The organism is Cohnella pontilimi (assembly GCF_005049045.1).
In the GTDB taxonomy this organism is placed as follows: Bacteria; Bacillota; Bacilli; order Paenibacillales; family Paenibacillaceae; genus Cohnella; species Cohnella pontilimi.
Genome location: NZ_SUPK01000002.1, coordinates 413,177 through 432,948 on the forward strand (window position 1 = coordinate 413,177; position 19,772 = coordinate 432,948).

A 19,772-nucleotide genomic window follows, 5' to 3' on the forward strand; every position below is an offset into this window, starting at 1 on the left:
GATGTTCGCCGTTAACACTTTCCGCCATCACCCCGTTCCAGGGCAACAAAAAACAGGCCCGAAGGCCCGTTTCAAGAAATGTTCAAGTACCATTTCGTGCCGTCTGGGAGGTGGAAAATTGCGGCGTCCGACCAGAGCTCGATCGTCTTCACCTGTTTCCAGCGTCTCCTGAATTCAAGGTCATACGCGAGTTCCCGCACCCGGTCGTTCAGCCGCTTGCGGCTTTCCGGTTTATGCGTCCGATTGTCCAGCCTAACCGCTCGATTGCCGAATAAAATCACATCTTGAACCATATCATTTTCCCCCTTGTATCTTCCCGATTCGACAGTTTGTAATCAGATTATCGCCAAGGAGTTCAAAATGTGCCGATTGATCGCTTACCATTTCTTAACGATAAAAGACCTCAATCGAAACGAGGTTCGTCCCGCCCTCTCGACATACCTTGTCCCTCACGGGCATACGTTCAAATAACGGGTGCGCAGCGAAAAGGGGGACGTTCATGCTCGCAGGTGTTTTATTCGCGTCGGTCGCCGGTTTTGTGCTGTTGATCGGAGGGATGATGCTGACCGAAATGGCGCTGAGCCGATGGGCGGGCAACCGGTTGTCAACCGGTCTCGAGAAGGCTACGGCCACGCCGCTTCGCGGATTTTTGTTCGGAACGGCGGCTTCGGCCGGGCTGCAAAGCAGCACCGCCGTCATCGTGCTGACAATCGGCTTCGTGAACGCCGGATGGCTGAGCAGAGCGCGAAGCTTCGGGATTATTCTCGGCACGAATGTCGGAACGTGTCTCACGACGGAGTTAATGAGTTTACATATCCACCGGTACGGCTGGGCGGTGTTGGGCATTTCGTGCGCAGGCTGGATATGGACGGCGATGAGAGGAGAAATGAGCTCCTCTGCCGCTCGTCCTGCCGGGGGGATGCTGTCTTTGCGGTATGCGTCGGTGGCCTTGGCAGGGTTCGGATTGCTGCTGCTGGGCTTTCAAATCTTACTCGGAATCGGTCCTACGCTGCAAAAGAGCGGAACGTTCCTGTTGCTCATGGATCACGCCTCGGCCAATCCCGTATGGGGTATGCTCGGCGGAGCCGCGCTCACGGCCGTCGTGCACTCGAGCTCCGCCGTCATAGCGATGGCCATGGGCCTGGCGGCAACCGGCGCGATGTCGCCGGAAACCGGCATCGCCATCGTACTCGGCGCCAACGTGGGCACTTGTTTCACCGGGCTCGTAGCCTCGCTTAGCGGCGGTCCGGGCGGACGCTTCGTCGCGCTCTCCCAGCTTGCGCTGAATGTGGCCGGTGCGGCGCTCTTTTTCCCGCTGATGCCGCTGCTGCACAGCTCGGCCGCCTTGATCGCGCCCGATGACGCCTCCTCGCAGATTGCACACGCACAAACGATTTTCAACGTGGCCTGCTCTATACTGGCGTTGCCGCTGGCCTACTGGCGGGGCTGGGGCAGATGGGCAGTACGGAGATCGTGAATTGCAATTAGAGCTTGTCTATTTCTTATCGACGATTCATCTGCATATGGCAGAGTCCGCAACAAAAAAACGCCGGGTTTCGTCCAAGCGGACTCCGGCGTTTCCGATTTTACAGCTGGTCCCGGCTTCTAACTTCAAAGATGCCGAACTTCAAATAGTGGCCTTCCTCGACGCCCGCCAGCTGGGGATGATCTTTCCCGGCTCCGCGCCATTCGATCAGGCGGATAATTTTGCCCGCATCGCGCGCCGCTTCCTCAATCGTATCCAGAAACAAATCCGGCCGCACATGGTAAGAGCAGCTCGCGGTGACCAAAAACCCGCCTTCGTTGAGGAGTTTCATGGCGTGCAGATTGATATCTTTATAGCCCCGCACAGCGCCGGGCACGGCTCGTTTCGTTTTGGCGAAAGCCGGAGGATCCAAAATAATGACGTCCCAAGTCCGGCCTTCCGCCGTAAGCGGCTTTGACGTATCCGTCCCTTTTTGCGCTCTCGCCGTCCGCTCGTCGCGGCCCGCCACCTGCCGGCGCAAATATTCGAACGCGTCTTCCACGACGAACTCCACGCGGTCGTCGAACCCGTTGCGCGCGACGTTGCGTTTGGCGGTTTCGATGGCGTGAGCCGAAACGTCCAGACAGGTTACTTTTTTCGCGCCGTATTGGCATGCGTGCAAGGTGAAGCTGCCCGTATGCGCAAAGCATTCCAGCACGGTCGCCCCATCCCAGTAAGGGAACGACACCACCTTGCCGTTCGGATTGACCGGCACAAGACGCGAGCCGTCCTCCGTGTCCCGTTCTTCAAGCCGGATCCCGCTTCTAACGCCCCAGCCTTTCATGAGCGGGGCGATCGATGCGCGGTTTTCCCGCTGGTCGTGAAAATAACCTGTTTTCTGCCCGCCCTCGATATCGACCTCGATTCGCAGCCCATTTTCCAGAATCTCCAGATGTCTTGGGCATTCACCGTACAATACCCCTGTGCGCTCCTCCAGTCCTTCGAGCGTACGCACGCCGACATCGCTGCGCTCATATACGCCGCTGGGGCGAAACACCTCCACCAACACCGGAAGCCAGACGTCGCGCGTTACCTCCATGCCGAGAGATAATACTTGCACGACCAGCACGTCGGCAAACCGGTCCACGATCAATCCGGGTAAAAAGTCCGCTTCCCCATAAACGACGCGGCACGATTCCTCCGCTCCGACAAAACGGTCTCGGTAAGTGGCGCACCATTCGAAGCGGCGGCGGAAAAATTCCGCATCCATCGCTTCAAGCGGCTTATAGGAGACGATGCGCACGGTGATTTGGGAAGCCGGATTGACGAAGCCGATTCCGAGAAATTTCCCTTTATGATCGGTCACCTGGGCCAGTCCGCCCGGCTCAGGCTCTCCTTCCCAGCGTTCGATTTCGTTGGCATAAATCCACGGATGCCCTTCTTCCAGCCGGGGCCGTCTGGTGCGGGTCAACACCGCGCGGGGTTGATTCGTCATAGGTAAGATCACGCCTTTCTCATGTAACGGCTCACTTTTCCATTATAGCCCAAACGCTGAGCCGACGCTTTCGATTCCGAGCCGGGCGAGAGCCTTCGCCAATACTTCCCGGTTGTTGTCATAGCCGGACGACAGCTGCAGCTGCCATGCGTCTTGAGGAGAGTACCAGGCGACTCCGGAGATTTCCTCCACTTGCGCTTGCAGCTGTCCCTCTTCCGCCTCGACCAAATAATAATGAACTTCCTTCTCCACTGTGCCCCGCTCACCGGCATCATATTGATAACCGACGACGCAAAGAGGTGCTTCAATCCGGCCGGCAATTCCCGTTTCCTCCAAAATTTCGCGAAGCGCGGTTTGCTCGACCGTTTCCCCCGGCTCCATCTTACCTTTCGCCAGTGTCATTTTGCCGAACCGGTCTTCAATCATTTGAATTTCCAGCGAGCCGTTCCGGTTTCGGTACACGACGCCGCCTGCGGAAATCTCTTTCATGTTAAGTCGAACCCCCTATGTAACAATAATCCTCCAAAAGTAACTCGTTTTGCGTGGTCGCTAAGTACGTTCGGGTTTGCCCGCCCAATCGACGGAAACAAGTAGCAGAGCGCTACTATTTGCAGTCGACGACCACCCATTCGGCGGGATTTAATAGCAGAGCGCTACTAATCGCGGTCGCCGGCCGCCCAATCGACGGAAACAAGTAGCAGAGCGCTACTATTTGCAGTCGACGGCCGCCCAATCGACGGGAACAAGTAGCAGAGAGCTACTATTCGCAGTCACAGCCCGCCCAATCGACGGGAACAAGTAGCAGAGAGCTACTATTCGCGGTCGCCCATTCGGCGGGAACTGGTAGCGGTGAGCTACTAATTGGAGGGGCTGGCGTTTGTAAGTCAATGAGACTAACCTACATCTGCGCGTTCCCGACCACCCCGAAAAAAAAGATTCCATCCTTCCGGATGAAATCTTTCCTCGGTGATTATGCTTGCAGCGCAGCTTCCCGCGTATCTTCCTCCACGTGCAGCAGCTCGCCGCGGCATTCGTTGACGCCCGAATCGGTGATGCGGACGCGGCAAAGCTTGCCGATCAGCGAAGGATCCCCGTTCAGCACGACGTTCAGGTAGTTGTCCGTATAGCCGGACAACAGCCCTTGGCCTTCGGCTCCTTTGGCTTCCCGTTCCGGAATGACGGACAGCTCGCGGCCCAGCCACTCACGGCCGTATGCCGCCTGCATTTGCTCGGACAGCTCGATCAGCTTGTGCACGCGTTCGTGCTTCAGCTCCTCGTCCACCTGATCGTCCATCCGCGCGGCCGGTGTTCCGGTACGCTTCGAATAAGGGAACACGTGCATCTCCGCAAACCCTATTTGCTGCATGAACCGGTAGCCGTTCTCGAACTGTTCCTCGGTTTCCCCGGGGAAGCCGACAATGACGTCCGTCGTGATTGCGACGCCGGGCATTGCTTCATGGATTCGCGCGATTTTCTCGGCAAACTCGGCGGTCGTGTACTTGCGCCGCATGCGCTTCAAAATCTCGTCGTCACCCGCCTGAAGTGGAATGTGAAGATGGCGGCACATTTTCGGCGAGGAGTTGAGCACGCGGATCATTTCGTCATCGATTTGGCTCGCTTCGATCGAGCTGATGCGGATGCGCTCCAGTCCTTCGATCTTATCCAAATCTTGCAGCAGGTCGGACAGGTGGTAATTTTCGAGATCGTCGCCGTAACCGCCCGTGTGAATCCCGGTGAGCACGATTTCCTTGTAGCCGGACGCCACGAGCTGGCGCGCTTGGTTCAGCACGCTCTCCGGCTTGCGGCTGCGGGACAGTCCACGGGACCAGGGGATGATGCAGAAGGTGCAGAAGTTGTTGCAGCCTTCCTGGATTTTCAGAAACGCACGCGTACGCTCGGCGAAATCCGGTACATCCAGTTCCTCGAATTCGCGCGTCTTCATGATATTGCGCACGGCGTTCACCGGCCGGCGATTGATTTGAATGTCCGCCACAAAGTCCATCAGCTTTTCGCGGTCTTGTGTTCCGACGACCAGATCAACCCCGGGAATCGCCATGATTTCCGCGGGCGAAGTCTGGGCGTAGCAGCCTGTCACCGCGACTACGGCATCCGGATTGCGGCGTACGGCGCGGCGAATAATTTGGCGGCTTTTTTTGTCGCCCGTGTTCGTGACCGTACACGTATTGATGACGTAGACGTCTGCCGTCGTTGTCTCGAAATCCACCTGCTCGTAGCCTTCGTTTTTGAACAGCTGCCACATCGCTTCGGTATCGTAAAAATTGACTTTGCAGCCCAATGTATAAAATGCCACGCTAGGCATCGGTTATCCTCCCATCTCTCCGGCTTCGTAAGCCAGACAGGCGAGCGCGTACAGCGCCGCCGTCTCCGTTCTTAATATTCGTTTGCCCAGCCCGGCCGGAACGGCTCCGGCGGCTTGAGCTTCTTCCGCTTCTTCTTGTGCAAATCCGCCTTCCGGTCCGACGACGAGCAGCACACTTGGCGACTGCCCCTTCGTTTTTCCGTGAAAATCGGCAAGCGTCGGACGCAGCCCTTGGCCGGTCCGTCCTTCTTCCTCGTAACAAAACAATACGAGATCATAGGAAGAAAATTGGCCGATCAACGCTTTCCACCCGCATACCGGACGAATTTCCGGAATCCGGCTTCGGTGGCTCTGCTCCGCGGCTTCTTTGGCAATTTTGCGCCACCGGTCCAGCCGCTTGGCTTCCTTGCGCTCGTCGTATTGCACGACGGTACGGCGCGAGAGAAACGGTTGAAAAGCAAACGCTCCCGCTTCCGTCCCTTTCTGGATGACCGTCTCGAGCTTGTCCCCTTTGGGCAGGCTTTGAGCGACCGTTACCCGCCAAGCCATCTCCGCCGAGCCGGTCAGCACTTGGACGATAGCCGCGAGAACCGCCTCTTTGCCGACTGCCGATATTTTCGCCAGCACATCCCGTCCGCTGCCGTCGCAGGCGATGAATTCATCCCCCGGCTTGGCGCGCATGACGGATCCCAGATGACGGGCGTCCTCGCCGGTCAACGTCACGGAGTCTTCCGTCATTTGTTCCGGCTGTACGAAATAACGCTGCATGTCTCAAAGCCTCCCGCTGAAACGTCCATCCTCCATCATAACTTGTTGAGCCCGGTTGCGCCACCGGATTCTGTTTCCGATCAGCCGAAAAACAACGCCAAAAACCGATTCATTCCGATGAGAATCGGACCACTCAAAGAGAATAACGGATCAATTGTGATCCTTCTGAGCGGCGGCAGAAACAGGATCAACAAGAAAATATAAACGCTCCACTGCTCGTACTTCATCATTTGGATCCGACTCCGCAGCGGCATGAACTCCTCGAGGATGCGGTAACCATCCAGCGGAGGAAGAGGAATGAGATTAAACAAAAATAAGACCATATTGATCTGCAGCCAATATTTAAAAAAGGTACCCAGCGTTGCAGCCGCCGCATCTGACATCGAGACGCCGGAGGCATTCAGGATGGCGATGATCAACAATCCGAGAAAGGCAAGCAGCAAGTTGCTGACCGGTCCCGCGGCGGTGACCAGCATCGTCATCAACCGCGGACTGCGGAAATTGCGCCGGTCCACCGGAACCGGTTTGGCCCAGCCGAATCCGGCCAGGACCAGGAAAATCATGCCGATCCAGTCCAGATGCGCCATCGGATTGAGCGTCACGCGGCCTTCCCTGTACGCGGTCTTGTCTCCGAACTTGTATGCCGTCCATGCATGGGCAAATTCATGTACGCTGAAGGAAACCAGCATGACCAAAATAAAGAAAGGGAGTTCCTCGAGAGGAAACCGAAGTAAACTCATGCTTCCTCCTCATCCTCCTTCGGCTTACCCGCTACGAACGCGATCCAGTCGTCTTGCCGGACACGGTCGATAATTTCGAATCCAGCCGCGAGCAGGCCGGCCTCCACGTCTTCTTCTTTGTTCTTATATATACCCGATGCAATATAGATGCCGCCGGGCTTGAGCACTTCCATCACATCGGCAATGAACAGCAAAATGATTTCCGCCAGAATGTTAGCCACGACGAGGTCCACGGGCGGCTTGACGGCAAGCGCGCTGCCTGCGGCGGTATCCCGTTCATTCAGGATGCCGAGCAGGTCGCTCTGCCGGACTTGGATTTCGTTTTGCAAGCCGTTCAGCTTAATATTCTCCGTGGCGCTGGAGACGGCCACCGGATCCAGATCGAGCGCCAGCACCCGGGAAGCGCCCAACTTGATCGCGCCGATGGACAGAATGCCCGATCCCGTTCCCACATCGATGACCGCATCGCCTGCCCGAATCGCGCTCTCCAACGTACGAAGGCACAGCGCGGTCGTCGGATGGGTTCCGGTGCCGAAGGCCATGCCGGGATCCAGTTCGATGATCAACTCGTCATCCTCCGGCGTATATTCCTCCCAAGTGGGCTTGATCGTCAATCGTTCGGAAACGCGCAAAGGCTTAAAATATTTTTTCCAGGCGTCCGCCCAGTCTTCTTCCTTCACTTCTCCGGTCTGCACGGTGAACTCTCCCGGATCGTAGCCGAATTCCGGCAAACCTTGAATAAGCTCGACCAGCTCGGCTCGAACGCGTTCGAAATCGGTGCCCTCCGCAAAATAACCTTTGATCACCGCATATCCCGGCCGGATATCGTTCAAAGGCTTGTCGAACCATTGGCCCAGCGAAGTATCGTAAGGCTTGTCGGGAGACCAGGATTCTTCGATGGCTACTCCGCCGGCCCCGAGCTCACTCATATAATGCGCGATCATTTCCTGCGACGGTTCCGTCGCCAATACCGTGATTTCATGCCATAACACGTTTGCTGCCCCTTCCGACGCCGTTTCGTCCGTCCTTTGGATATCAGCCTCCATTATACACGTTTCCCTTTTGGCTAGGCAAAATAAACGCCGGACTCACCGGCTCCCAGCGGCGCTGCGAGGCCCCGTCTATCGGGTGCAAGCAACTGGTAATCGTGCTATAATTATTTGTCATACTAGCAAAATACATGGTTTCCGGCACCACCGCTGTAAAAATGACTGCGTTCCGGGAGAGGGTTGAAGATGTTCGCTGCGCGGCTCAAGCAACTGCGTAAAAAGAGGGGATTGACGATGCAAGAATTGGCCGATTATGTAGGGGTGGCAAAAAGCACGTATGCGGGGTATGAATCCGGATATCGCCAGCCGACGATCGAGTCCATTCAAACGATTTCCAGAAAACTTCGAACGTCGGCGGACTATCTTCTGGGGCTGACCGATGATCCGCAGCCTCCCGTTCAACCTAACCATAATGCAAAAGAATATTTGAATTACGAACAGCTTCATTGGGACGGAGTTCCTCTGCAACAGGAAGACTTGGCTTTGATTCGCAGTTTGCTCGAACGCCTGCTCCGTGACCGGACCTTACCCAAGGATGAATGATTTATCCCCCCATCGCTTTCCGCAGCCTGGTTTGCAAATTGGCATTAAGCTTTTCCTTGAAAGCGAAGAAGGTTTGCCGCCACTTCTCCGTATCACGCGAAGGCACAGAGTCGTTTTCCGCTTTCTGGACGACATCTTCGAACTTGCCGTTACATACGGCTTCTGCGGATGCCAACTCCTTCGTCCATTTTTGTTTCCATGCCCCGACAGCGGCGGCATCTGCCTTATCCAGTTTCCTCATGCTCGATTCCGCTTCTTGCAGCACATTTTCCATTTCCTTCGTGCAAATCGCTTGAACCTGCTTCAATCGTTGTTCATATCGTTGGATCTGATTGATCGGCGGATCGGTTGGACTTGCGCTTGGCTGTTCACGCCTTGGTGTGTCGGATTTCTTCATGCTTTGCTTTGGAGATGGCTCCGGGCTTGGCACAGACAGATTTGGCTTTGTATCCGGTTGCGGAGACGGCTTATCCTTGCCCGGCTGTGGAGACGGCTCGTCCGCGTCCGGCAGCTGCGGCTCGACTTCGGCGGCATCCGCTTCTTCCTTCGATTGTTCATAAGCGGCGGGAGAATCTTCTGCCGCTGAAGGCTCTTGCTCCGCTTGTGCCATCACGCGTTCAGCATCTTGCAGCGCTTGTTCCGTTGACCTCTGCGAGTGCAAGACTGCCCATGTGAGAAGAAGAATAACCGTTAAGGAAGCAAGGGTAACGATGGCGGCATTCGGTTTCCGGAATTTCCGCCGTCTCTTCTTTCGTTTGCGTCGTTGTTCCATCGTGATCTCCTCCCCGCCTTCCGCTCATGGTAGAAGTCAAAGCGAAATGAGAAAAAAGGGCTGTCCGAGAAGTCAAGACACGACCCCCGAACAGCCCCTTCAGTTATACGCCCATCATATGCTCGATAATAAAGAACACCGTTTGATTCACTTGATTCTTCACGTCACGGAGCGCTTCATGTTTGACGGCTTTTGGCGCATCGGTTTCCTGGATCCGATTGACCGTGTCCTTGCCCGTCTGAACGACTTCCAACAATACCTTTACTTTTTGCAAATCGCCGGTGGAGGCAAGTAGTTCCTCCTTGAGCTCGTCAAGCTTTTCTTCCAGCTCCTTGATGATGTCTCGAACCTCGTCTTTCGGATCATCCTTTTCTTTCTTGCTTCCGTTGACTAGCGTCACCTCTTGTTGGAAGACCACTTTCGCCGGCCCCCCGTAAGGATTGATCAATGCGGCTTGAATCACCGCAGTCCCTTGTGCGACTTTATTCGAAATCGAGACTTTCCCGTCCTTCTTCACCTCAACATCCTTGTCCCCGGACACTTTCGTCCATTGCAAGATCGAGGAAGGAATCCGAATATCCATGAATGACAATTGATATTCATGATGGCGTCCGTTCGCGGTGATTTTCACCGTCGATTTCGCTTCCGCCCGCACATAAGCCACGGCAATCGCATTCATGGCCGGAAGGTCGTATTTCAACTTGTTCTGGAAATTTTCAACCGTAGACATGAGATCAGCCGGCTTCACGCCGAGATTGCGCAGCGTTTGGGTCAGTGCATAGTCTTGCTTCTTGGACAAGAGCTCGGTCATCGCTTTCCCGAAGACCGCATTCATTTTATCCTGGTTGCCCAAGAGGGCTGCAATTTCTTTGGACTTCATGTCCGCTACGGTACGGAGCACCGTTCCTTCGAAACCGATGCGATCCTTCGCATCCCCGAACAGGAAAATAAGGAAATCGTCCATCGTCAAGCTGTTCACGCCGCCTGCCGCCGCTATCGTTTTCAAAGCTTCCCGGTATTCGGGATTGTTCCGTATCGCTTCCAAATCCGACGCCTGCGGGTCGTATCGGAATGAACCGAGCGCTTGCAGCATGTTGAATAACTTCGTTTTCAGCTCCGCTCGATCCACGGAATCCGGCAGATGAGGCGATATGCGGTTCCACAGCGGATCGATCAGCTTTTGATCTTCCACGGCATTCAGGCCGGCAATTTCATCGCGTGCCTTGCGCACATCCAGGATATCCGCGGGATCACCTGCAAGTAGAGCCGCGCGAATCTTGTTCATTCGTTCCAGGAATGGCTTCACCGGGAAGACGTCGCCCGACTGTTCCGCGGTTAATGTCACTTCTTGCTCAAAGATGACTTTATGCGTCCCTCCGGAAGGGGAAATAAGCATCGCCCGAATGACCGCCGAGGCGCTTGGGACGTCTTCCGGAATGGAGACGACTCCATCGGGTTCCACCGTTACGTCCGGGCTTCCGGATACTTTCACCCAATTCAGCACCATGTTCGGCACCTTGATTCCAAACACATTCAGACTGTACCGGTGCATACGGCCATCGTCGCTTATTTCGACATCGGCTTTCGCTGCCGAGCGAATATAGGCGATCGCCATCGCATGGGTCGCCGGAACAGCATGGTCCAACTTCATCTGGAATCCCAGAACGGTGGCGCGCACATCCGTTGCCGTAACGTCCAGGTTGTTCAAGATCGAGCTGAATGTGTAGTCGTCCGTTTGGCGCAACAGCTTATCCGCCGCCTCCGTCAAAACCGCGTGAATGCCCTGCCGATCTACGAACAACCGGGCCAGCTCAAGCGGCGGTTTGCTCTTCAGCACGTCGACGATCGTGCCTTCTAATCCTTTCAGCTTGTCGCCATCACCGAACAAGAACACGAGGAAATCATCCATCTTTAAATTATCGTGGCCCCCGGCCGCCGCAATCGTTTGAAGCGTCGCACGGAATTCGGGATTGGTGCGAATCGCCTCCAAATCCGATGCCTTCGGGTCGTACCGGAAGGAGCCAACTGCCTTGACGAGCCGGAACAAGCTCTCCTTTAATTCCGCCTGGTCGACGGATTCCGGCAGTTTGCCGCTGATTTTGTTCCAGATCGGATCCAGCAGATACTGGTCAGTTTGATCGTCGAGTCGGGCGATTTCGTCGCGGAGATTCCTCACATTCTGCACATCCGCCGCATCACCGGCAACGAGCGCGGCGTGCACTTCGTTCATCCGCTGCAAGAAAGCTGGGGACGGCAGCCCCGCGTTTGCGGCATACGCCCTATGAACCACTCCGAACTTCTCTATTAACCCTTTCTGGCTTAGCGGCACAACGCCAAGCGAAGCGGAAAGCATCGAAACGGCAAGTGCGGACACGGTCACTTTTTTCGTCAAAGACATCCTGGTCACCTCTGGTCACAAATTTTGGACGAATGGAAGAGCGGGCAGCTGCTCTTTCACGCCTTGATTCAAGCTGGGACGGCCAACGGAGTAATAAACGAAATTCGTTCCAAGCAAATCTTCCTCTTCAAAAACGTTTCGTCCGTCAATCAGGATCGGCCTATTCAGAACGGACTGCAATTGCTTGAGATCCACATCAGCAAATTCCTCCCATTCCGTCAGCAAGCAGAGCGCATCCGCGCCTTGTGCCGTTTCAAGCGCATCATTGCACCATTCGACCCCCTCCTTCCCGAATAAAGCTTGAAAATTGCCCATGGCAACAGGGTCATGGGCTTTGACTTTCACGCCATTCTCCACCAAGAACTGGATAATTTCCAAAGCTGGTGAATCACGGACGTCGTCGGTGTTCGGCTTGAACGCCAGTCCCCAGACGGCAACCGTCCTGCCTTGCAGCTCGCCGCCGAAGATCGTCTCCAGCTTCCGGATGACGTTGAACCGCTGGCCCTGATTCACTTCGACGACCGAGCGCAGCAGCTTGAAATCGTAATCGACGTGGCCGGCGATTTGAATAAGGGCGCGTGTATCTTTCGGAAAACAAGACCCGCCGTAGCCGATACCGGCTTTCAGGTAGGCGGGGCCGATCCGTTTGTCATAGCCCATTCCTTCCGCTACCTGCGTGACGTCCGCGCCGACTTTCTCGCAAATGTTGGCGATTTCGTTAATGAACGATATTTTCGTGGCGAGAAACGCATTGGAAGCGTATTTGATCATCTCCGCGCTGCGTATATCCGTTACGACGATTTGTTCGGTCAGAGGCTTATGCAGCTCTACCATCGTGTCGGCTGCCAACGGAGAGTCGACTCCGATAATGATGCGATCAGGCTGCAGCGAATCCTTGATCGCCGAGCCTTCCCGTAAAAACTCCGGCAGAGAAACGCTGTCAAAAAGGTGCTTCGTGCGGCGCCGGATCAAGTCAGAGAGCCGCTCGTTCGTTCCGACCGGAACCGTGCTTTTCACCACAATGATTTTGTAGCCGTTCATCGCTTCCGCGATTTCAAGCGCCGCCTCTTCGATGTATGAGAGATTCGCCTCACCGTTCGGCAGCGGTGGGGTTCCGACCGCCAGAATGATAATGTCTGATTGCCGTACGGCACCAGGCAAATCGCTCGTGAACGCAAGTCTGTCCGCCGCCCGGTTCGCCTCGGACAACTCTTTCAATCCCGGCTCATAGATGGGAATGCCGCCGGAATTCAAGATGTCAATCTTGCGGGTATCCTTATCCACACAGATAACCCGGTTGCCGAGCTCCGCAAAGCAAACGCCCGATACGAGTCCGACATAACCGGTTCCGATAACCGCAATGTTCATTCTAATCCCTCCATTGAGATCCATTTTTCGGTGCACAACTGCATAATCTCGTTCCAATCGTACGCGAGCCGCACGATATCCTCTTCGATCAGCTCCGTCCCCGTCTGTACTTCGATGATCTCCATTTCGATTTCCGCCCGCAAACTGTGTCTGCTGTCTCTGGAGATCTTGACGACGTCACCCGACTGAACCGGAAAACGTTCGCCGTTCAGCACCATCTGTCCCTGGCCGGAAACGACCGTCCACACCTCGTCTCTCAGCTGATGGTACTGGTAGCTTAGGTTCCGGCCGGGCGCGACGCGAATTCTTTTGGTCAGCACTTCGTTGCCGTCCGGATATTTCAAATAATCGAGCACCCGGTAACGTCCCCACCGCCGCTCCTCATACATCGGACGTTGATCCGAATGCTTCATGACTTCTTTGACCGCCGGACTCGACGATTTGTCTGCCACGAGAATACCGTCCGGGCTTGCCGCTACGACGACATTCGATAAATTAAGCAGCGTTACGGGAATTTCGAGTTCATTGATCACGTGCGTATTGTGCGACTCGCCGCTAATAATTCCTTTGCCGATTAACGCGGTTTCAATTTCCTCCGTCAGCGTGTTCCACGTTCCGAGATCCTTCCAATCTCCCTCATAAGGCGTCGCGACAATATGAGCAGCTCTCTCTACGATTTCGTAGTCGAAACTGATCTTCGGAAGCTTACTGTACCGCTTCGACATCTCCTCGTACTGAATCGGTAAATTGTTCGCAATCAAAATATTAATGAGAAAATCGAGCTTGAACGCAAATACGCCGCAATTCCAAAGCGCATTCCGTTCCATCATGGCCGCCGCTTCTTCTTTGCGCGGCTTCTCTTTAAAACTGTGCACCTTTACAAATCTTTCATCCGCTCGTGTGTTGCTGTCCGGTACGATATAACCATAATTCTCCGAAGGATACGTCGGTTTCACCCCGATCAGGGCCAAATCCGCGCCGGTGTCGTTCAGAACAAGATCAAGCTCTTTGGCCTTCCGGAAGAAGGAGTCGTCCACATACGGGTCGACAGGCATCACGACGATGGTTTCGTTCAGACTGACTCCCTGAATGGAATATAAGTAGGCGGCCGCCAGCGCGATGGCCGGAAAGGTATCTCTTCTTTCCGGTTCGATGATCACTTCGATCTCGCTCCCGAGCTGGCTGTATATCATATCTGCCTGCGGTTTGCCGGTCGCAATATAAGCATGTTCGCGTAACCCGGCATTGCCGATTTGCCTCCACACACGCTGAACCATGGACTCCCGTTCACCGTCGGCGTTATTCAGCACCTTCAGGAATTGTTTGGAGCGTGAATCGTTCGAAAGCGGCCAGAGCCGTTTACCCGAGCCTCCTGAAAGAAGGACAATTTTCATGGCGTTTCCTCCCGTTACGTTATGTAATCACCGACCGGCGGTCGGATACCCCGTCGTTCATGACGACCAATCGCGCGGATTCTACTCCGCTCGTCCAAGTATGATAGTAGTTGGAATTTTTGCCGTAGGAGTTATCCAACAGCGTATGGGGCTTGTCCATCAAGCAGGACAAAATATGGCCATGCAGCCTGGAAGTTTGCACGGTCCGATATCCGCTGAAGCGTTTGACGGCTTTGCCCACCAGGTAATCGGTATACTTGCCCCAGATTGCCTGCATCAGCACTGGCCCTCTTCCTTTTCTGAACATGTTCATCATCATATGAATCGCCTTTTTTTCTATCCGGTTATAAAGCGTTGTCCAGTCCAGCATATCGCCCTGTCCGGTCTTTTCCAGCGACTGCTGCTCTGTCGTCTTCTCGATATCCGTTCGGAAGAAACAGAGCAGGTCTTTGCCCGGGGTCGTTTTGGACCGGATCGGCCATAATTGATGGGCCATGTCCGGCGACAAATAGACTCGGCATTGATGGAATTTACGCGTAGCCATCTCATAAGACAAGGTGTCGCGGACATACAGATGGACATCACGATGCCCGTTGAAAATTTGCGCCGTTCGGTCGAACTCGGACTCCTTCCTGTAAAATATCGTTTGCGGAAGGATCACGATGCGATGGTGCGGATATCGGGCAACGATTCTCTCTCGCAGCTTTTGGTGCGCCGGATACAGGTCGCCGAAGTTGCCGCCGCCGTGAAGGACGATGATATGGTCTTTCGGAATCTTCAGCGTGTCGGGAAAATCAAGGACACTGTAACGGGCACGGACTCGAATGTCATGCTCTTTGAAAAAAGCCTCCGTGCCTTTCATGATCAACAAGTCTCCGCCGTTGCTATGAACGGGATAATCCAAATAGAAAATGTCAGAGCCTTGCGGAATGACGTTTAAAATTTGGTTTAGCCGCTTTTTCAGCTCATTCATCGGGTGAACGTTCGATGCCATGTGCAATTCAACGCTCTCCTTTGCCTAGTTCTTTCCTCTGTAAACGCTCCGCTAAAAAACGGAAATCGTTTCTTTCAAACAGCAGCCCGCTCATGGGGACATGGAAGACGATTCGCATCGCGGCCATGGTCACAATCATCCGGATGACAGCGCCTATTAGTAAAGCAAGCGCGATTCCGTTCAGTCCGAATATCGGGGTGAATAAGAACAGGAATCCGATCGTCACCGCAATGGCGATCATTTGGCGCGCCAACACAAGACCGGGCCGCCCCATCGCATTGAACGACGAAGCCAGAATCCACGAGCCGCCTCCGAGAATACATTCCGCGGAAAGCAAGTAAAATGCGGTTGTCGCCTCGAGAAACGGCGTGCCGAACAAAAGCGACAACAGGAACCGTCCGATGAATAGGCTCGGGATGGCGACGATCGTCATGAGAAGGAGAGACAGCCGAAACGCCCGGCCGACCGTTGCGATGATTTTATCCTTGTCCATGCCGGTTACTTTCGGAAAAATGACATTGGTGATCGCCATCTGAACGACGTTGAATACACGGGACAGCGCGTAGACGACCGTGTAAAGGCCAAGATCCTTCGCGGTAAGCATCGACAGGATGATGATTTTATCGAATTGGGCGTACAGCGTGCCGAGAAGTTCGACGCCGAACACTTTGCTGCCGTATCCGAACAAGGCCTTCGCCGCCATCCGGTTGACCAAGACTGTGAACCGAGCGACAGGAATGAATGCCCGCAGGCTGTATAACGCCCAAACCATCACCAGCACACTGGTCACCAGAAAAACAAGCGAAGCCGCTTGAAGGCTTGCATGACCGATCGCGCCTAGTGCGATCAGTCCGGCCACGTTGAACAGCGGAGCATATAAACGTACGCCGTTATACACATGAAAATGGCCGGTGCTCTGAGCCAGCGCCGCGATCAAATTAACGCCCAGTATGATCGGAAGCATCAACACCGTGTACCAGCGCGCGATCTCAATGACGACATCCGGATAGTTCCCCAGCCAGACCGGAAGCCAAATCCAGGCGATGATGCCGGCGGCGATGCTGACGGGAATTTGGAACAGAAAGCCTGCCTGTACAAAGTCTCCCGCGCTTCCTTTGTTTTGCTTCATGTTGTAAATCAGCGAAGTCGGCAGCCCGAATCCTGTGAGCCCCGCCAACAACGTCGGCCAAAAAAGAATGGCCGAAAACTCGCCTTTGCCGACGACCCCGAACATGCGTGCCGTTACGATCGAGGTCACCGTGCTTACAACCATGATCAGGAGGTTCGTTGCGCTGGTGCGAAGAATCGTCTGGGCAAGACCGCCGCTTTTCCACGCTTTACGAATGGCCAATTGTGTCATGATTTCCAGTCAACCCCTGCTGTTGTAGCGCAGAATACCGATAATCGATCCGTTGCGGTAATAAACGTGAACGACCTGCCGGATGAATGTTTTAAAATGAAAAATCGAGAACAGCGACTTTGCGACAGCTTGCAGCATACGGACCGTATGCTTGGCGACGGCCAGAACGCTTCTATCCTGCCGCTTCACTGCATCGCTCACCCCCTGCCAAAAAATCCGCTTCAAGAACCATTTCTTGGTCGTTCGTTCTTTGGCGATTTTGTGCTGAACCCGTGCGAACGGCGTGTAGTACACCTTATAGCGATCGCGGAGTCTCGCGATCAGCTCGCTTTCCTCACTCGAAAGCAAGTTTGTACCTACTCGTCCCAAATCTTCGCGAAACGGTGCGATATGACGGAAGACCGACTTCCGAAAGGCAACATTCGCGCCGTAAGGAATCGCCGGAGACGGCATCTCCGTCACTTCCCCGGAATAATCAAGGATGGTGAAAACCGATCGATGTTCGTCGGGAACCCAATCCGGCTCCCCGGCCTCCCAGATCGGATCGATTTTGCCGCCGACGCAGCCGATGGCCGGATCACGCTCAAAGACGTCGACCATGTGCCGCACCCAATGGCTTGAAGCGAGCGCATCGTCATCCAGGAAGAGTATGTATTCGCCTTTCGCTTCCCTGATCGCCCGGTTCCGGGCAACCGAGAGACCCAGCTTATTTTCGAAAAGATAGCGTATCCTCGGACCATGCCGTTGCCGCAAGTCGTTGACCACTTGGACCGTATTGTCCGTCGATCGGTTGTCGATGACGACAATCTCGATTTCATTCGGATCATAACTTTGCGCAAGGACGCTCATGACCGCCTCACCGGTGTCCTTGGCCCGGTTATGAGAACAGATCGCAACCGTAACCTTCATCGCTATTCCCATCCTTGATAAACGTTTTTCATCTTCTGCGCGATCGTACTCCAATCCAACTCCTTCAGCACCTCTTCATACTTGGCCGTTGTTTCTGCTTTTTTCACATTTAAGGCCGCTTTCATCGCGTTCGCGAGTCCGCTGCCGTCGGCCGGATCATAACGGACGACCATATCTTCCCGAAAGTACTCGTCGATGAAATCATTTTCCGGCATCACGATCAGCTTCTGGAACGACAGTCCGAGGATCGCCGTACCGGACGTCGTAATTTCTTTGTACGGCATGACCATGACGTCGGCAGCGCGGATCAGATCGGCCACCTCTTCATCCGGGATGAACCGCAGGTCCGGAATGATATTTTCGGTATTGTCCAAGCGTTTGAGGTAGGCCTCCATCTCACGGTCCGCTTTCCCCGCTATGATTAAATAGCGATTTGGGGTTTTGATCGCTTGGAAGGATTCGATCAAGTCCTCGACACCCTTGTATGCTTTGATAGCACCGAGAAACAAATAGACTCCGTCAGCTTCGTGAATATGGTAACGGCTTCTGAAATCGACTCCTTGCGGTTTGTATACGCCCAAATAATGTCCGTGCTTCACAACGTAAATCTTGTTTGCCGGCACGTTGAACTCCGCCATTACCTTCTTCTTGATCGACTCGGAAGCGACGATCAGTTTGCCGCAAAATCGGCAAATCAGCGTTCGCATGAACCGCTCCATCTTTCGGAACTTGACTTCGTGCGGGTACAGGTTGTGAATGGTCCATATCAACTGAACCTTTTTCAGCTTCAACCACACCATGGTCAAGACAAAAATGAAAGATTTGACGATAAACAACAGTGGATTGCGATGCTGATACGCATGATGCACCCAGTGCACGTGCACGATGTCCCCCGGTTTCGTTGGACCGATGTGCAGCATCAGCTTGCCGTGCTTCAAATCTCTAATGTCCAAACCTGCGGCGCACAGTGAATCCGACAATAAATTACTGTACCGATTCAACTGGCTCGTTTTCGGCCACATCCATACTTTCATCCCATACTCTCCCTAGCCTTGCAGAAATCATTTCCACCTGACGTCCCGCTTGATCTCCTTCGCAGGTATTCCCGCTACGAGCGTATGGGGGTGGACATTTTTCGTGACCACAGACCCTGCGGCCACGACGGCTCCGTTGCCGATCGCCACCCCTTTCAAAATCGTCGATTTGCAGCCGATCCAGACCTCATCTCCGATGACGATCGGCTTCGTCGACGAGGTGCCGGCAATTTCATGGTAGTCGGTATCCGAAATGACGACGTCCCATGAGATCGCGCACGCCTTGCCGATCCGAACCGAATCCTTGGCCATAATCTCCGTCCGGCGGTTAATATAGGTCCGGTCACCGATCACGATCTCCGCTCCGGGCTGATCCAGATAAAAATTTACTCTGTCATAGAGCATGACCTTATCGCCGAGTATCAATTTCGTATCTTTGCATTTCGAGACGATATGAGAACCGGATACTTGGATCCATGACCCGCTTTTCGTCGTTCTGAGCGCAAAGAATGCACCTCTCAGCACGCGGTTTGCTTTTTTGATGACATGCTTTACATCGCTAATCCTCAATCCGAGACCCCTTTCCAGCATCAGTTGAACCGGCGTATCCAATCTTGCGGAACGTCGATATCACGGATGACTTTGGCGGGAGTGCCTCCTGCCAGTACATTTGCCGGTATGCTCCGCGTCACGATGCTGCCGGACGCGATCACGGAATTGGGGCCGATCGTTACGCCCGGAAGAATGACGGCCCCTCTGCCGATCCAGACGTTGTCCGAAATGACAATGTCTTTGCTCCGGGAGCGGTCCTGCCGATCCACCGGATGAAAGTTCGAATCGATAATGTTCACCATGGGGCCAATGATGGTATGGTCACCGATCCGAATCGATTTCGTGCAGCCGATATCCAAACCATAGTTGAAAAACACGTTGTCTCCGATCCACAGCTTGGCCTGTTTATCGATCGTTATGGAAGACGGAAAAGGTTTGGCGTGGAAAGAAACATTCCGTCCGACAATGAACTCGCCTTTGTTTTTGACCGTCAATTTCCCGCTAATCCGGCTGAGTTTGCCGACGGAGTCGGCTTTGAACGGCAGAACGACGGCGCCCTTCAGCACAGCCAGCAGCTTGCCGATCGTGATTTGATGCAAAGGGATGCTCAT

The 19,772-nt window shown here is 54.4% G+C and carries 19 protein-coding genes; 2 read left to right on the forward strand and 17 right to left on the reverse strand.

The annotated features are described in order from the left end of the window. Positions 1 to 71: 71 nt before the first annotated feature. Positions 72 to 293: a hypothetical protein gene (locus E5161_RS06020; protein ID WP_136776801.1), complete on the reverse strand. Its 222-nt coding sequence runs from the start codon at positions 291 to 293 to the stop codon at positions 72 to 74. Positions 294 to 499: 206 nt separating this feature from the next. Between E5161_RS06020 and E5161_RS06025 the strand changes: the two genes are divergently transcribed. Further along, on the forward strand, positions 500 to 1,477 hold the full coding sequence (locus tag E5161_RS06025) for a Na/Pi cotransporter family protein (RefSeq protein ID WP_136776802.1): 978 nt from the start codon (positions 500 to 502) through the stop codon (positions 1,475 to 1,477). 109 nt (positions 1,478 to 1,586) lie between these two features. Here E5161_RS06025 and E5161_RS06030 read toward each other — a convergent pair whose 3' ends face one another. The 6 genes from E5161_RS06030 to prmA form a co-directional block, all read right to left on the reverse strand. Continuing rightward, complete coding sequence (locus tag E5161_RS06030; RefSeq protein ID WP_136776803.1) at positions 1,587 to 2,960, reverse strand: class I SAM-dependent rRNA methyltransferase; 1,374 nt, start codon at positions 2,958 to 2,960, stop codon at positions 1,587 to 1,589. A 42-nt stretch (positions 2,961 to 3,002) separates the two neighbouring features. Next, positions 3,003 to 3,449, reverse strand: a complete 447-nt coding sequence (locus E5161_RS06035) for an NUDIX hydrolase (protein WP_136776804.1) — start codon at positions 3,447 to 3,449, stop codon at positions 3,003 to 3,005. A 481-nt stretch (positions 3,450 to 3,930) separates the two neighbouring features. Continuing rightward, the gene (gene mtaB / locus E5161_RS06040; RefSeq protein WP_136776805.1) at positions 3,931 to 5,280 is read right to left on the reverse strand and encodes a tRNA (N(6)-L-threonylcarbamoyladenosine(37)-C(2))-methylthiotransferase MtaB; all 1,350 of its coding nucleotides are present in this window, start codon (positions 5,278 to 5,280) and stop codon (positions 3,931 to 3,933) included. Between the two features lie 3 nt (positions 5,281 to 5,283). Then, positions 5,284 to 6,048, reverse strand: a complete 765-nt coding sequence (locus E5161_RS06045) for a 16S rRNA (uracil(1498)-N(3))-methyltransferase (RefSeq protein ID WP_136776806.1) — start codon at positions 6,046 to 6,048, stop codon at positions 5,284 to 5,286. 80 nt (positions 6,049 to 6,128) lie between these two features. Then, entirely contained in the window at positions 6,129 to 6,788 is a 660-nt protein-coding gene (locus E5161_RS06050; RefSeq protein ID WP_136776807.1) for a site-2 protease family protein, read from the reverse strand. Next, entirely contained in the window at positions 6,785 to 7,780 is a 996-nt protein-coding gene (gene prmA / locus E5161_RS06055) for a 50S ribosomal protein L11 methyltransferase (protein ID WP_136776965.1), read from the reverse strand. Before prmA ends, E5161_RS06050 begins: the two co-directional genes overlap by 4 nt. 243 nt (positions 7,781 to 8,023) lie before the next feature. On the opposite strand from prmA, the gene E5161_RS06060 reads away from it, so the two are divergent. Beyond that, positions 8,024 to 8,380, forward strand: coding sequence for a helix-turn-helix domain-containing protein (locus tag E5161_RS06060; RefSeq protein WP_136776808.1), 357 nt, complete (start codon positions 8,024 to 8,026; stop codon positions 8,378 to 8,380). A gap of 1 nt (position 8,381) precedes the next feature. On the opposite strand, the gene E5161_RS06065 is transcribed toward E5161_RS06060, so the two are convergent. The 10 genes from E5161_RS06065 to E5161_RS06110 form a co-directional block, all read right to left on the reverse strand. Continuing rightward, complete coding sequence (locus E5161_RS06065; RefSeq protein WP_136776809.1) at positions 8,382 to 9,152, reverse strand: prolipoprotein diacylglyceryl transferase; 771 nt, start codon at positions 9,150 to 9,152, stop codon at positions 8,382 to 8,384. Between the two features lie 103 nt (positions 9,153 to 9,255). After that, positions 9,256 to 11,550: a hypothetical protein gene (locus E5161_RS06070; RefSeq protein ID WP_136776810.1), complete on the reverse strand. Its 2,295-nt coding sequence runs from the start codon at positions 11,548 to 11,550 to the stop codon at positions 9,256 to 9,258. A 15-nt stretch (positions 11,551 to 11,565) separates the two neighbouring features. Then, complete coding sequence (locus E5161_RS06075) at positions 11,566 to 12,918, reverse strand: UDP-glucose dehydrogenase family protein (protein WP_136776811.1); 1,353 nt, start codon at positions 12,916 to 12,918, stop codon at positions 11,566 to 11,568. Then, entirely contained in the window at positions 12,915 to 14,312 is a 1,398-nt protein-coding gene (locus E5161_RS06080) for a sugar phosphate nucleotidyltransferase (RefSeq protein ID WP_136776812.1), read from the reverse strand. The genes E5161_RS06075 and E5161_RS06080 overlap by 4 nt, the downstream gene beginning before the upstream one ends. A 19-nt stretch (positions 14,313 to 14,331) precedes the next feature. After that, a complete protein-coding gene (locus E5161_RS06085) occupies positions 14,332 to 15,306 on the reverse strand; it encodes a polysaccharide pyruvyl transferase family protein (RefSeq protein WP_136776966.1) in 975 nt (324 codons plus the stop codon). A gap of 7 nt (positions 15,307 to 15,313) precedes the next feature. Continuing rightward, on the reverse strand, positions 15,314 to 16,666 hold the full coding sequence (locus E5161_RS06090) for an oligosaccharide flippase family protein (RefSeq protein ID WP_136776813.1): 1,353 nt from the start codon (positions 16,664 to 16,666) through the stop codon (positions 15,314 to 15,316). 9 nt (positions 16,667 to 16,675) lie between these two features. Beyond that, positions 16,676 to 17,575, reverse strand: coding sequence for a glycosyltransferase (locus E5161_RS06095; protein ID WP_136776814.1), 900 nt, complete (start codon positions 17,573 to 17,575; stop codon positions 16,676 to 16,678). A gap of 2 nt (positions 17,576 to 17,577) precedes the next feature. After that, positions 17,578 to 18,609: a glycosyltransferase family 4 protein gene (locus E5161_RS06100; RefSeq protein WP_136776815.1), complete on the reverse strand. Its 1,032-nt coding sequence runs from the start codon at positions 18,607 to 18,609 to the stop codon at positions 17,578 to 17,580. A 27-nt stretch (positions 18,610 to 18,636) separates the two neighbouring features. After that, positions 18,637 to 19,179: an acyltransferase gene (locus E5161_RS06105; protein WP_281279848.1), complete on the reverse strand. Its 543-nt coding sequence runs from the start codon at positions 19,177 to 19,179 to the stop codon at positions 18,637 to 18,639. A 20-nt stretch (positions 19,180 to 19,199) separates the two neighbouring features. Further along, the gene (locus tag E5161_RS06110) at positions 19,200 to 19,772 is read right to left on the reverse strand and encodes an LbetaH domain-containing protein (protein WP_136776816.1); all 573 of its coding nucleotides are present in this window, start codon (positions 19,770 to 19,772) and stop codon (positions 19,200 to 19,202) included.

Excerpts from the sequence above, each read along its gene's own strand:
- E5161_RS06100 (WP_136776815.1), bottom strand. The coding sequence starts at position 18,609 with ATGAAAGTATGGATGTGGCCGAAAACGAGCCAGTTGAATCGGTACAGT.
- E5161_RS06095 (WP_136776814.1), bottom strand. The coding sequence starts at position 17,575 with ATGAAGGTTACGGTTGCGATCTGTTCTCATAACCGGGCCAAGGACACC.
- mtaB (WP_136776805.1), bottom strand. The coding sequence starts at position 5,280 with ATGCCTAGCGTGGCATTTTATACATTGGGCTGCAAAGTCAATTTTTAC.
- E5161_RS06020 (WP_136776801.1), bottom strand. The coding sequence starts at position 293 with ATGGTTCAAGATGTGATTTTATTCGGCAATCGAGCGGTTAGGCTGGAC.
- E5161_RS06090 (WP_136776813.1), bottom strand. The coding sequence starts at position 16,666 with ATGACACAATTGGCCATTCGTAAAGCGTGGAAAAGCGGCGGTCTTGCC.
- E5161_RS06070 (WP_136776810.1), bottom strand. The coding sequence starts at position 11,550 with ATGTCTTTGACGAAAAAAGTGACCGTGTCCGCACTTGCCGTTTCGATG.
- E5161_RS06060 (WP_136776808.1), top strand. The coding sequence starts at position 8,024 with ATGTTCGCTGCGCGGCTCAAGCAACTGCGTAAAAAGAGGGGATTGACG.
- E5161_RS06050 (WP_136776807.1), bottom strand. The coding sequence starts at position 6,788 with ATGAGTTTACTTCGGTTTCCTCTCGAGGAACTCCCTTTCTTTATTTTG.
- E5161_RS06025 (WP_136776802.1), top strand. The coding sequence starts at position 500 with ATGCTCGCAGGTGTTTTATTCGCGTCGGTCGCCGGTTTTGTGCTGTTG.
- E5161_RS06065 (WP_136776809.1), bottom strand. The coding sequence starts at position 9,152 with ATGGAACAACGACGCAAACGAAAGAAGAGACGGCGGAAATTCCGGAAA.
- E5161_RS06045 (WP_136776806.1), bottom strand. The coding sequence starts at position 6,048 with ATGCAGCGTTATTTCGTACAGCCGGAACAAATGACGGAAGACTCCGTG.
- E5161_RS06030 (WP_136776803.1), bottom strand. The coding sequence starts at position 2,960 with ATGACGAATCAACCCCGCGCGGTGTTGACCCGCACCAGACGGCCCCGG.
- E5161_RS06085 (WP_136776966.1), bottom strand. The coding sequence starts at position 15,306 with ATGGCATCGAACGTTCACCCGATGAATGAGCTGAAAAAGCGGCTAAAC.
- E5161_RS06080 (WP_136776812.1), bottom strand. The coding sequence starts at position 14,312 with ATGAAAATTGTCCTTCTTTCAGGAGGCTCGGGTAAACGGCTCTGGCCG.
- E5161_RS06075 (WP_136776811.1), bottom strand. The coding sequence starts at position 12,918 with ATGAACATTGCGGTTATCGGAACCGGTTATGTCGGACTCGTATCGGGC.
- E5161_RS06110 (WP_136776816.1), bottom strand. The coding sequence starts at position 19,772 with ATGAGCATCCCTTTGCATCAAATCACGATCGGCAAGCTGCTGGCTGTG.
- E5161_RS06035 (WP_136776804.1), bottom strand. The coding sequence starts at position 3,449 with ATGAAAGAGATTTCCGCAGGCGGCGTCGTGTACCGAAACCGGAACGGC.